Origin of the sequence: Algoriphagus oliviformis, assembly GCF_017254915.1 — a bacterium.
Lineage (GTDB): Bacteria > Bacteroidota > Bacteroidia > Cytophagales > Cyclobacteriaceae > Algoriphagus > Algoriphagus oliviformis.
This window is the reverse complement of record NZ_JAFKCT010000017.1, coordinates 32,231-44,349: the sequence shown is the minus strand read 5'-3', so window position 1 is coordinate 44,349 and position 12,119 is coordinate 32,231. Positions and strand designations below refer to the sequence as shown.

The following is a 12,119-nucleotide window of genomic DNA, read 5'->3' as shown; positions in this document are numbered from 1 at the left end:
ATCACCGGTTATACATTGGAATTGAAACCAAGAATACCTGAACAACCAAAGAAGAAGAATCCATTGAAAACAGAAATTCTAACTCGATAATTGACAGAATAGTGACAACCATTTTCAGGCATAGTCACTAGGGTCTAGCTTCTTGATACTTGATACTACCTTCTTGATACTCGACAAGTCTGGCTTATATTTTGTTTTCAGAGTTAAAAACCAACCGAAAAAACCATGCTTAGTCTCCTAGTCGCACTTCTACTCATTTTTCAGGAACCAGGCCTAAACGGCGCAAAGCTGGAACGCATGGTGCAAGAGCGCGATCAGCTCCACGCCGAATGGAAGGCCTCCGAAAGCAAAAAGTCAGGCATCTTCGGCAACCGCACCAAAAAGGACATGATCGAGACCAACGAATGGCTGGAGCGTATCCTCGCCAAGGACAACCAGATCATGGACGAACTTCGGATGATCGGGACCATCGAAACCACCACCATCTCCCAGGAGAAAGACGACTACAAATCCATCACGCTCGCCCTGGAGCAGGATGTCCAGGCGCTCAAGCGGGCTGTAGCGGAGCGTGACAAGGAAATCGAAAACAAGCTTACCGAACGAAGGGCTATAGAATGGGCGCTGGTTGTATTTTTCCTCAGCACCCTAGGCCTCGGCTACTGGATCTACAAGCTGAAAAAAGGATAAGGCTTCCCAAACGTCTAAACAATCTTTCATTAGAATCAGCGTACAAAAAAACCTCCAGATATCTCCGGAGGCTTTCCCTGCTATGGTTTGTGGTCAATTGATTACACGTAGTTGTTGAGCATCACCGGCATCACGAGCATGAGGATATCCTCGTTGGTGTCCTGCTCGGCCGGCAGGATCAGGCCAGCTCTATTTGGCGCGCTGAATCTCAGGCTGACTTCCTTGCAGCTCAGGTTGTTGAGCATTTCCACCAGGAATTTGGCGTTGAAGCCGATCTCGATGTCCTCTCCTTCATGCTCGCAGGAGAGTCTTTCGTTTGCTTCGTTGGAGAAGTCCAGGTCTTCCGCAGAGATCATCAGCTCACTTCCTGTCAGCTTCAGTCTTACCTGATGCGTGGTTTTGTTGGCGTAGATCGCGATACGTCTGAGGGTACCCAGCAGCTCCAGTCGGTCGATGTTCATGCGGTTGGGGTTGTCCACCGGAATGACGTTTTCGTAGTCTGGATAGCGCTCGTCGATCAGACGGCAGATCATCTTGATGCTGTTGAATTTGAAGTAGGCGTTGGACTGGTTGAATTCCACGGTTACCGGCACGTTTTCGCTTGGCAGGGTGGATTTCAGCAGGTTCAGCGCTTTTCTTGGGATGATGAGACTGGCACCGTTTGGCGAAGCCACATCCACCCTTCTGTAGCGGATCAGACGGTGTCCGTCGGTAGCTACAAAAGTCGCATTGGTTGCGCTCAGGTTGATATACACGCCGGTCATCGCAGGACGAAGCTCGTCGGAGCTAGCCGCAAAGATGGTATTGGAAATCGCCGAGGAAAGCACCTCAGTGGACATGTCCACGGTGGTGGCGTTGTTTACGGTCGGGATTTTAGGGAAGTCTGTCGCATTCTCACCAGCCAAACGGTAGCGACCGTTGTCGGAGCTGATCTCCACGGCATAGGTATCGTGGTCGATGCTGAAGGTCACGGGCTGCTCAGGCAGGTTTTTGAGCGTCTCGATTAGGATACGCGCGGGCACCGCGATGTTTCCGTCCTCCTTTGCTTCCACATGCAGCTGTGTCATCATGGAGGTCTGCAAGTCGGAAGCCGTGATGGTCAATACGGAATCTTTGATCTCAAACAGGAAGTTCTCCAAAATTGGAACCACCGGGTTTGTGGTCACGACTCCGTTGATAGCCGAAAGCTGCTTCAACAAAGCAGAAGAGGAAACAATAAATTTCATATCGTAGAGCTTAGTATTTAGTTTTGATCCAACGGGGTAAATTTATAAATAAAATGCTAATTCGACCGGTCTGGCGAATCTTTCCCCGAAATTTTCCAGGCTATTTTTTTGAGGGTCAAGCCGTAGTTTTTTTCGCGTAGCGAAGCTTTCTCAAGTAGAGGATCAGCCCACCGATCAGCCCCAGCACCAAGACGGGCATCGCCACGTTTAACCCCTGCCAGAAAGTCTTCTGCTGGGCGACTTTCACGCGGTCGAGCGGACGGATCTGCAGCGTACGGGTACGGGAGGAAATGATCCCCTCCGGATCGGCCAGGTATTGCGCCAGGTTTTGAAGAAGTTGGCGATTGGCGTAGGTGGTCTGGGCAAAGGGATCTTCGCCGAGGGGAAGCGGCTGCCCCCCTTGAAGCGGCATTTGGCTCTGGAATACCGAGCCATCGCCTAAGACCACGACCTTTCCCCTTCCACTCTCCAAAAAGTCGGCCTTGGCAAAACCCTCCGGCAGGAAACGATTCTTGAACAAGGAAGTAAACTCCCCTTCGAGCAGGTAAGCCAAGGGAAGGTTTTTGTCAGAAAAAGCGGCAATGTTCGGCTCAGCCTCCATGTCGGAGAAGGCCACCCGCGCGGGAGCGGGCAGGATACGCTCATTTTCGGAGCCAAAGATCAAAGGAGTTTTTATCACCCCATCAGCCTTGACTGTATCCATGCTGCTGACAAAGCGGAAATTCACCTGATCCAATCCCTTGGTGACCGGATGCGTCTGCACCCGTCCGGCATTAAAATAGAAAGGCCAAGGCAGAGGCACCAGCTGCTGCTGGTTGCCAAAATTGCCCCCCATCACGGGGATGTAGCTGAAGTTGAGATCCTGGATCAGATCCTTGTTGATGCGGACCCCATAGCGGAAGAGGAGCCGGTCAAGTTCGTTTTCAAGGGGAAAAGAAAAAGTGCCTTCCCCCGCCGCCTCGCCCAGGTCGACATCCACGCCTTCGGCTGCCACAACGAGATTTCCCCCTCGCATCACATACTGGTCAAGCAGGTAGAGCTCGCGCTCGGTATAGCTTTGCTTTGGCCCCAAAATGAAAACCGCGGCAAAAGAACCCAGGTCTGCCGGGGACTTGGCCTGGTCCAGCGGCACCTTGAATACCTCGTAGTTGCCATCCAAAGCCTCCACCACCCCAAAGCCCTCGTCCTCGGAAAGCTCCCCATGACCGATGATCATGGCCACCGCATTCTTCTGGGGATCCACCAGCTTGCGGATGGCGTTGGCCAGCTCGTACTCCAGGTTTTCTATGGAATTGTTCAGGATTTGCTCGGAGGACATGCCTCGCTCCCCTTTCAAGACCAAGGCACCGGTCTCATATTCTTCATCACTGACCAAGATTCCCGGAAAGATCAACTGGGATTGTTGACCGGAACTTTGGTTGACAAACACGTTGGTGGGGTTGATCCCATAGTCTGCCAGGCTGTAGATAAAATCCTCCCTAAGCGAGTCAACGACGGTCAAAGGATCAAAGTAGGAGACTGCTATCGATTGGGAGGAATAGGCATTAAATGTCCGAACGGTTTCCTCGATAGACTTTTGGAGACGGCGCATTCCCCCAGGTAGGTTTTCCGCACTCAAGAGTATGTCCACGTGAAGGGGCCGATCGAGTCCCTCAAGCAGTTTCTTCGTCGCGGGGCTTACCGAGAAACGTTTTTCCTCCGTCAGATCAAGTCTAAAACGTAGAAACTGAGCCGCCAAAAACAGGAGCAAAATCCCTCCCAGCAGGATCAAAACAGGGTTGGCGCTATGGATTCCCTTCTTTTTCATCTGTTTCTCAAAACCAAAACCGAAGCACCCAAAAACACCCAAACCATTCCCAGCAGGAAAAAGACATCTCGGCTATCGACCACCCCGCGGCTCAGGCTGTTGTAGTGATAGCTCAGACTCAGCTCCTCCACCCAATAGGCGGTCTCTCCCGTAAGCATCTCCGCCAAAGCCGTGAACCCGAAGTAAAGCACAAAGCACAGGAACACCCCGAGCACAAAAGCCACGACCTGCTGGGAAGTCAGCGCGCTGGCGAAAAGACCGACCGCTGCAAAGGTCGCCCCGATCATCAGCAAGCCGATCCAGCTGCCGAAGAAGCCCGCCAGGTCGAGATTGCCCACCGGGTCGCCCAGCTGCATGATACTGTAAGCGTAGAGCAGCGTCGGCAAAACGGCCAGAAACACCAAAGCCAGCAGGGCGAGGTATTTGGCCAGGATGATCTTGGGTAGGGAAAGCGGAGAAGTGCGTAGCAGCTCCCAGGTGCCGGTCTTTATTTCCTCCGAAATCGACCTCATGGATAGTGCCGGGATCAAAAATGTAAACACGTAGGGCGTGTAGGAAAACAGCGCCTCCAAGTCAGCAAAGCCATAGTCCAAAACCGAGCTCTCGGGAAATACCCACACGATCAAGCCCAGCGCTACGAGGAACAAAGCCAGAACCAGGTATCCGGTTAGGCTTCCAAAAAAAGCGTTGATTTCTTTCAAAAACAGGCTTCTCATTGGGCGGTGGTGATTTCGCGGAAGAGCGTCTCCAGGTTTTTTTGGCTTTGACTGAGACTAATGAGATTGAGGTTTTTGGAGGCTACAAGCTGCATGAGCTGCTTTCGGGCTTCCGCAGGCTCGTTCGTCTCCAGCAGGATGATGTTCCTTTTCTGACCAAAACGTATGTGCCCCAGCCCTTCAAACCAGTCCAACTCCAGCTCTTCCTCGGTCTCGAGCCTTAGCTCGGTTTGGCTGGCTGAGCCCTTCAACTCAGCGAGAGGGCTTGCCGCAAGGATCTTGCCCTTGTTGATGATGACCACGTCTTGACAGATGGCCTCGACTTCCTGCATGATGTGGGTGGAAAAGATCAGGGTCTTGTTTTCCGCAATTTCGCGGATCAGGTTGCGGATGTCCACCAGCTGATTGGGATCGAGACCAGTGGTCGGCTCGTCCAGGATCACCACTTGGGGATCGTGGATCAGCGCCCGAGCCAGGCCGACGCGCTGGCGATAGCCCTTGGAGAGCTGCCCGATTTTCTTGTGCTGTTCGGCCGAAAGACCGGTTTTACCCACCAGCTCCTTCACCCGCTGACGGATCAGCGAAGGCTTCATGCCATACAATCCGCCGGAAAATTCCAGAAACTCCCGCACGTAGAGATCGAGGTAAAGGGGATTGTGCTCGGGGAGGTAGCCGATCTTGGCACTGAGCGGCTTTGGGTTTGCCAGGGCATCTTCGCCCAGGATAGTCACGGCTCCGGCATCTGCCTGGAGATAGCCCGTGACGATCTTCATCGTGGTGGACTTTCCGGCTCCATTTGGCCCCAGGAAACCCAAAATCCTGCCGGGCGAAGCGGAGAAACTCACCGCATCTAGCGCTTTTTGGGTACCGTAAATCTTGCTGAGTTGGGAAACCTGAAGAGACATAGCAGGAAGGACCAAAGAGAAAATCACCCGCATGGCAGGGGCGAAATCCCCTTTGGTCAGGTCTTGGGCAAAAATAGGCATTGAGGCCGGAACGGCAAGGCGCCAGTGGGCAGTTTTCCAGTGGGCTGTAGGCAGAAAGCAGTAGTACAGCCAACTGCCTACTGGAAATCTGCCTACTGCTTTTTCCCCCTCGGCCGGAGCGGTCGGCATTCCACATCCGCCACAAAGTAGTTCGGGTGCGTTTCCAAGGTCTGAACGATGGTCTGCGCCACATCCTGCGGACGCATCATGTTGTCGTTGGCTTGGGTTCCCTCGATGGCATCGAAGAAGTTGGTCTGGGTGGAGCCGGGATAGATCGTGGACACCTTGATCCCGTAGTCCCGCAGCTCCATGTACATCGAGTGGGAGATCCCGCGCACCGCATGCTTGGTACCGACGTAGCCCGCGAAATTGGCCACCCCATTCAGTCCAGCGATGGAGGCGATGTTGACGATATGTCCCTCATCGGCAGCCTTCATGGCGGGCACGAGCCGCTTGCTGACATAGAAAATGCCATGGACGTTGGTGTCAAACATGGATTTCCAGTCCTCGGAGGACATGGTCTCAAAAGGCCCCGCCACTCCGAAGCCGGCATTGTTCACCAAAATCCGGATATCGAACCCCAGCTTGCCCACGGTCGCGAGGTAGGCCTTTTCGACCTGCTCCTCCACGGAGACATCGCAGGAGAAAAAGTGGAAGTTTTCGTGGCTGAAATCCGGTTGGGTTCTGCCCCAGCCCGCCACGACGGTTCCTTTTTCGAGTAAAAGCTTGACGACTTCCAGTCCTATTCCTTTACTGACGCCGGTGACGACGGCGACCTTGTTTTTCAGTTCCATAGTTTTCGGTTTGACTTAGGTAAAGATTTTTCGAGCCTAAAAGTTCTTACACACGCTCATTTTCCAATCGAAGAAACGACCTGTTGGGTTCAAATCTTATTTTTTGAAATGATGCTTCGCATCGGCTTTACCGCGGAGGCGCAAAGCACGCGGAGTCTTCGCTGAGCTATTGTACTACCCCTTGATCCCGCATGCTTTTGCGGCCTTACCATTAAACACAAAGCGAAGCACCAATCCCTTTGCGATTTCTCTGCGCTCTCAGCGGCTCTGCGGTAAACCCTAAGCGAAGCGCCGATCCCCATTGCTGAATTTTTCCAACAATTCCTTTTCTTGTGTACCTTATAGCCACTTTCAAACCATCAACCCTTATCCCATGAAGAGATTAATCCTGCCGCTGGTACTGCTCAGCGGAGTAGCCGTCGGCCAAACCAAACTCCGTCCCGAGATCGACAAGAAGGCCAGCGCGCTAGAATCCAAAGTCATCGAGTGGAGACGCGACATCCATCAAAACCCCGAACTCGGCAACGCCGAAACCCGAACCGCCAAGAAAATCGCCGACCACCTTCGCTCTCTTGGAATCGAAGTACAAGAAGGCGTAGCAGTCACCGGTGTCGTGGGCGTTCTGAAAGGCGGAAAGCCCGGCCCGACTGTCGCCTTGCGCGCAGACATGGACGCACTTCCCGTGACGGAGCGCGTTGACCTCCCATTCAAATCAACTGTCACCACTACCTACAACGGTCAGGAAACCGGCGTCATGCATGCCTGTGGCCATGACACCCACGTGGCCATCCTGATGGGCGTGGCGGAAGTTTTGGCAGGAATGCAAAAAGACCTGCAGGGCACGGTCAAGTTCCTTTTCCAGCCCGCCGAGGAAGGAATCTACCAAGAAGGCGTCACCACTTGGGGTGCCAAACAGATGGTGGAAGAGGGCGTAATGAAGGATGTGGACGCGGTCTTTGGCCTGCACATCGGCTCGCAAATGGAAGTCGGCAAGGTCGGCTACCGTTCCGGCCCGGCCATGGCGGGTGTGGACAACCTGGAAATCACCGTTCACGGCACACAAGCCCACGGGGCCTCTCCCTGGTCAGGCACCGACCCCATCGTCACCTCCGCCCAGATCGTCAACGGACTCCAGACCATCATCTCCCGCAACGTCAACATCACCGCCGCGCCAGCTATCGTGACCGTCGGCGCGATACATGGCGGAATCCGTCACAACATAATCCCGGAAAAGGTCGAAATGATCGGAACGATCCGCACCTTTGGCGACGAGCAGCAAGCCCTCGTCCATAAGCGGATCACCGAGATCGCCACCCACATCGCGGAAAGCGCCGGAGCCAAAGCCGACGTAAACATCGAGAAGCTCTATCCGGCCACCGTAAACGATCCTGCCCTGACCGAACTCATGGGCCCAAGCATCCTTGCCGCCGCGGGAGAAGGCAATGTGATCAACAACCCCCTGATCACCGGAGCAGAGGATTTCAGCTTTTTCCAGCGGGAAAAACCGGGATTGTTCATCTCTCTAGGAGGCATGAAAAAAGGCGGAGACCCCACCAAAACCCCTTCCCACCATACGCCTGATTTCTACATCGACGAGGGCGGTTTTGTGCTCGGCATGCGCGTGATGAGCTACTTTGTGGTGGATTATATGGGGATGAAAAAGTGAGGTTTTAGACTTTAGACGTAAGACTTAAGACAATAGAAAAGCCACTTCCCGCCGATGGGAAAGTGGCTTTTCTATTTTTACGCCCCTACAAGCTCCGCCTCAATACTATTCTATTCTAGCGTTCTGTTAATTGTTATTTGTCGTCTGCACCTGGGCAACCGAAGCAACAAAGTCGAAAGGTTATTTGCAGGGGCGTAGCCCTTCGATCTTCGTAGTACCGGAGTATCAAGGAATCTCAAGGTAGGAGCGTAGCTCTGTCATCTCTACTTGTAGCTGAGGCCCAACAGCGGATATCAGGGCTACGCCCCTTTTTTCCCGAACGGCAGATTTTCTACGAAGAGGTCAGGGCTACGCCCCTAGACCAAATCAGGATCAAGCCCGAAACCTGATTTCTCCGGACTTAGGATCGGGTTTTAATCCTTAGCTTTTGTTTTGGGCAGGTTTTTCGGATTGCGAATATCCAATTACTGTTGCGTTCAGTGTTATTTGTCGTCTGCACCTTGGCGACACCCAATTTTCAAAATTTACAATCTTCCAATTTTCCAAATTCTAATCATCAAACCACCAATCCGGGAAGTAGGTAATGCTATTGGGGAAGGCTCCGCAGCTGAGACAGGTAGGATCATACTCATCCCGTGACTTGTTGGGCTGGTATTCACAGATTTTTTCAAGGAAAAAAGGCACATCCGCAAAGGTGGTAAAGATACGCTCCCGCTTCCCTTTGGCCACTTCAAAATAGCCCAAAACAACCTCCTCATCATCGTATACACTGTATAGATTCCCCTTGATCGGAGCAAGCGGCGTGTCAAAGACGGAACCGGTATTGTTCACTATCTCCCGCACCCGGCGCCAGTATTCATAAGCATCTTTGGAAATGCTCAGCTGCCGCACATTGAAATAATGACGACTGAGAAAGGACTGGTCGACCAGCTTTTGGGCGACTATTTGGGTCGTTTTGCCTCCCGGAGCATTGAGCAACTCGCCGTTGAGCAGCGTAATCCGCTCCGGTTCGGGAAAGCCAAAAACCACGCAAGGCGGCGGAGGCGTGTTGAAGGGATTGGGAAAAAAGGTCAAATCCCAGAAATACGCTTCATCCACCATCCAGCGAAGGTAATAATCACCAACCTGCTCAGGCAAGGTGGTCTCTGTCCGGATCACGACCAGCGCAGCGTCGGGATTGTCATCCAGCCGTGCACGCTCAAAGGAAAAGCTCAACTCATCCGAGCCAATGACCTCGGGAATTGCCTGCGGCTCCGAGCGATACACCGCCCCGCTCACGGTGATCTCCAGTGAGTAGCGCGCTTCCGGGGACTCATGGACAAAGCCAGTCAGTTCGTACTGCCCGTCTTTAGTTAAATAATAATCCCAGCTTTTGCCGGAGGTCACGTCAATGAGCTTCACCCAGGCTCCCGAAAACGGCCTTGGCATGTCATCCAGCGTGTAGTTGCCTCCATCCAGGATGGGTTCACGGGCATTGGAGGTGGTCACGGAGAGGTACACGAACTGCGTCTCCCTTAGATCGGTCAGTAGCCCCGACACGATCAGGCGCTCCCGATCCGGCTTGTCCAGCTCGAAGGCAATCTTTTCCACGCAAGAGTTGAACGCAAGCACCACGCAGACCAAACCAAAAATCCCAAGTCTATTCATCACCACCTCCAAATTGAATGCTGTACGTAATGGAAGGGAAAATCGAACCCAAAATCGCCAGGCGGTAAGGCCTCAGCTGCTGGGAATCCCCGTCCTTTTTCCAGAAAACCGAGTAGGCGTTCTTTCTCCCCAAAAGATTGTAAATACCAAAGTTCAAGCTGTCGCCCTTTTTCGAAAACACCTTCTCCACCGTGTAGGACAGATCGACGCGGAAATAATCCGGGATGCGGTACTTGTTGCGTACGGAGTAGTCCGGCACCACCAAGCCCCCATTTAGAATGTAAGACGCGTTGACCGCGCTCACTGGCCGCCCGGTGGAGTAGTTGACCGACAGGTTGAACAGCCCCCTCGGATACATCTTGCGGCTGAGGATAAAATTCACCTCGTGCGGCTTGTCATAGTTGGAGGGAAACTTCTCGTTTCCGTTGATCTGCTCTTCCTCAAACTCGCTTTGCGAGGTGAAAAAGGAGCGGGAATAGGTATAGGCCAACCAGCCCGTTACCAGCCCGAGGTTTTTCTTGATCATAAATTCCGCCCCATAGGCCTGTCCGTCTCCGAAGACGAGCTCGGTCTCTAGGTGGGGATTGAGGAAAATCTGCGCAAAATCCCGGTATTCCACCTGGTTTTGGCTCATGCGGTAAAAGGCATCGATGGAGTATTCCCATTGGTTGTCCTTGGAGTTTTTGAAAAAACCCAGGGAAAAATTGTCCGAGCGCTGAGGCGGAATGTAGGTCGTGCTCAGCTGCCACAGGTCAATCGGCGTCGGCCCAAAGGTGTTGGATACGGACTGGATGTATTGGAAAAGCCGGGCATAGCTCAGCTTGACCGAAAGCGTGGGATTGATATTTTGCCGGAGGGAAAAGCGCGGCTCCAAGCCGGAGTAGGACTTGATTTTGCCGGAGGGAAAAACGGTTTCCCCGATGATCTCATCGGCGCTGATCGGCGCGTTTTCATTGTACAAATAGACTGTGTCTGGGCCCAGCTGGGAATAGCTGGAATAGCGCAGCCCCGCCACGAAGCCAGTGCTCTTGCCCAGCTCGTACTCCAGGGACAGAAATCCCGACAGCTCCACTCCCCGCTCTTTGCCGACCTGCTCCTCCTGCACGGAGGATTCGGCATTGAAAGGTGACATGCGTTCGGGCTTTCCTTTATAAAAAACCCCTTCCAGCCCGCCGGTCAAAGCCAGGTCTTCATTGGCCCAAGTGGCCGAAAACTTGCCCTGCTGGTAGCGCATGCCGTTTTCCACCCGGGCGGCATCGGCTCCCTCGGGATCGAAAAAAGCGTTGTCGAAATTGCCGTCCGCCAGCAATCCGGTCACGGAAATGTGCTCCGAAAGAATGCCGCGGTACCGCAGAGAGCTGATGCGGTTGGCCCAGTCGTAGCCAAACTGGTCCGAAAACTGAAACTCGTCTCCGGTAAGCAAGGTATTGGCTTCGAGCACATGTCCCTTGTCCAGTTCCCAGTTTAGGCCCACATAGCCGTCGTAGAAATTCAGTTTGCTGTTTTGGATGTCCAGATCCCGGGCCTGATTGAGCAGCCAGTTGACATTGGAGAGCCGTCCGCCAAAGATCAGCGAAGCCTTGTCTTTCTTGAGCGGCCCTTCGATCAGCAGCTTGCCATTGGAAGTACCCGCTCCCACTTGGCCCTGCCAGCTTTCTTTGCTGCCGGGACGCATCTGGATATTCAACGCCGAGCCCGCACGACCTCCGAAGGTAGCAGGCAGATTGCCCTTGTAGAGGGTAAAAGTCTCCGTCACATCGGCGTTGAAACCTGAGAGAAAGCCCAGAGCGTGGTTAGAACTCAATACCAGCGCTTCATTCATCAGGAGCAGGTTTTGGTCGGTTTTCGCACCGCGTACATTGATCCCGGAGCTGCCCTCACCGACCGAGCTTACGCCTGGCAACAGCTGCAGCCCCTTGAAAATATCCGCTTCGCCCAAAAACGCCGGAATGGCGCGAAGTTCGGCGGAAGTCAGTTTGGTGATTCCCGTGATGGGATTGCGGACATTGCGATCCGGCTCGTCGGACATCACCACCACCCCCTCCAATTCGTAGGATTTGGCGACCATCTCTACATTGACCACGGCATGGTCATAGAGCTCGACGCGGGCGAAAACCGGCACATTGGCAAGATGCCTAAAAACCACGCGATGCTCTCCCGGCTCGATCTGGAGGTAGTAGGTGCCAAAACGGTCACTGCTCACGCCGGTAAAGAGGCCGTCCACGTGCACGCCGACACCTTCTATCGGCGCGCCGTTTTCCTTGTTCGTGACTTTTCCTGTGAGGACATAGGTTTTGCGATGCTGCCCCTCTTTTTTCCCAAAAGAAAAAGAAAGGGAATCTGTCTGAGCCCAAGCGCTAAAAGTGAGACAACATCCTAAAAAAATCAGGGCCAGCCATTTCATAGATTTACAAACTACGAAATAAAGGCAAACTTCCTAAACCTGTGGTATAAATAGGTTCCTTCAATAAATCGAAGACCATGTTCTGAACAATATTAAATCTTGCCCCGAACAAAGATCAAATCGAGAGCCATCGAACCAGTATGACAAAAAGAATAGGCCAACCGATCCACAGTACTATCAATATTA

9 protein-coding genes are annotated in these 12,119 nt (G+C 53.1%); 2 read left to right on the top strand and 7 right to left on the bottom strand.

Annotation, left to right across the window (positions count from 1 at the left end):
* Positions 1 to 225 precede the first annotated feature (225 nt).
* Positions 226 to 687 (top strand): Clp protease ClpB, encoded by a 462-nt coding sequence (locus J0A68_RS22060; protein WP_206580427.1) that lies wholly within the window; start codon positions 226 to 228, stop codon positions 685 to 687.
* A 101-nt stretch (positions 688 to 788) separates the two neighbouring features.
* Here J0A68_RS22060 and dnaN read toward each other — a convergent pair whose 3' ends face one another.
* From dnaN to J0A68_RS22035, 5 genes are all read right to left on the bottom strand, one after another.
* Positions 789 to 1,913, bottom strand: a complete 1,125-nt coding sequence (gene dnaN, locus J0A68_RS22055) for a DNA polymerase III subunit beta (RefSeq protein WP_206580426.1) — start codon at positions 1,911 to 1,913, stop codon at positions 789 to 791.
* A gap of 115 nt (positions 1,914 to 2,028) precedes the next feature.
* On the bottom strand, positions 2,029 to 3,720 hold the full coding sequence (gene gldG / locus J0A68_RS22050) for a gliding motility-associated ABC transporter substrate-binding protein GldG (RefSeq protein WP_206580425.1): 1,692 nt from the start codon (positions 3,718 to 3,720) through the stop codon (positions 2,029 to 2,031).
* Positions 3,717 to 4,436: a gliding motility-associated ABC transporter permease subunit GldF gene (gene gldF / locus J0A68_RS22045; protein WP_206580424.1), complete on the bottom strand. Its 720-nt coding sequence runs from the start codon at positions 4,434 to 4,436 to the stop codon at positions 3,717 to 3,719. The genes gldG and gldF overlap by 4 nt, the downstream gene beginning before the upstream one ends.
* Entirely contained in the window at positions 4,433 to 5,341 is a 909-nt protein-coding gene (gene gldA, locus J0A68_RS22040) for a gliding motility-associated ABC transporter ATP-binding subunit GldA (RefSeq protein WP_206580430.1), read from the bottom strand. The genes gldF and gldA overlap by 4 nt, the downstream gene beginning before the upstream one ends.
* A 173-nt stretch (positions 5,342 to 5,514) precedes the next feature.
* Positions 5,515 to 6,216, bottom strand: a complete 702-nt coding sequence (locus J0A68_RS22035; RefSeq protein WP_206580423.1) for an SDR family oxidoreductase — start codon at positions 6,214 to 6,216, stop codon at positions 5,515 to 5,517.
* A 373-nt stretch (positions 6,217 to 6,589) separates the two neighbouring features.
* Between J0A68_RS22035 and J0A68_RS22030 the strand changes: the two genes are divergently transcribed.
* Positions 6,590 to 7,882 carry an amidohydrolase gene (locus J0A68_RS22030; RefSeq protein WP_206580422.1) on the top strand — a complete coding sequence of 431 codons (1,293 nt, stop codon included), beginning with the start codon at positions 6,590 to 6,592 and terminating at the stop codon, positions 7,880 to 7,882.
* 549 nt (positions 7,883 to 8,431) lie between these two features.
* Here J0A68_RS22030 and J0A68_RS22025 read toward each other — a convergent pair.
* Together J0A68_RS22025 and J0A68_RS22020 are read right to left on the bottom strand one after the other, a co-directional pair.
* The gene (locus J0A68_RS22025) at positions 8,432 to 9,529 is read right to left on the bottom strand and encodes a DUF4249 family protein (RefSeq protein WP_236025722.1); all 1,098 of its coding nucleotides are present in this window, start codon (positions 9,527 to 9,529) and stop codon (positions 8,432 to 8,434) included.
* A complete protein-coding gene (locus tag J0A68_RS22020; RefSeq protein WP_206580420.1) occupies positions 9,522 to 11,933 on the bottom strand; it encodes a TonB-dependent receptor in 2,412 nt (803 codons plus the stop codon). The genes J0A68_RS22025 and J0A68_RS22020 overlap by 8 nt, the downstream gene beginning before the upstream one ends.
* Positions 11,934 to 12,119: the final 186 nt, after the last annotated feature.

Excerpts from the sequence above, each read along its gene's own strand:
- J0A68_RS22030 (WP_206580422.1), top strand. The coding sequence starts at position 6,590 with ATGAAGAGATTAATCCTGCCGCTGGTACTGCTCAGCGGAGTAGCCGTC.
- J0A68_RS22060 (WP_206580427.1), top strand. The coding sequence starts at position 226 with ATGCTTAGTCTCCTAGTCGCACTTCTACTCATTTTTCAGGAACCAGGC.
- gldF (WP_206580424.1), bottom strand. The coding sequence starts at position 4,436 with ATGAGAAGCCTGTTTTTGAAAGAAATCAACGCTTTTTTTGGAAGCCTA.
- gldG (WP_206580425.1), bottom strand. The coding sequence starts at position 3,720 with ATGAAAAAGAAGGGAATCCATAGCGCCAACCCTGTTTTGATCCTGCTG.
- J0A68_RS22020 (WP_206580420.1), bottom strand. The coding sequence starts at position 11,933 with ATGAAATGGCTGGCCCTGATTTTTTTAGGATGTTGTCTCACTTTTAGC.
- dnaN (WP_206580426.1), bottom strand. The coding sequence starts at position 1,913 with ATGAAATTTATTGTTTCCTCTTCTGCTTTGTTGAAGCAGCTTTCGGCT.
- J0A68_RS22025 (WP_236025722.1), bottom strand. The coding sequence starts at position 9,529 with ATGAATAGACTTGGGATTTTTGGTTTGGTCTGCGTGGTGCTTGCGTTC.
- J0A68_RS22035 (WP_206580423.1), bottom strand. The coding sequence starts at position 6,216 with ATGGAACTGAAAAACAAGGTCGCCGTCGTCACCGGCGTCAGTAAAGGA.
- gldA (WP_206580430.1), bottom strand. The coding sequence starts at position 5,341 with ATGTCTCTTCAGGTTTCCCAACTCAGCAAGATTTACGGTACCCAAAAA.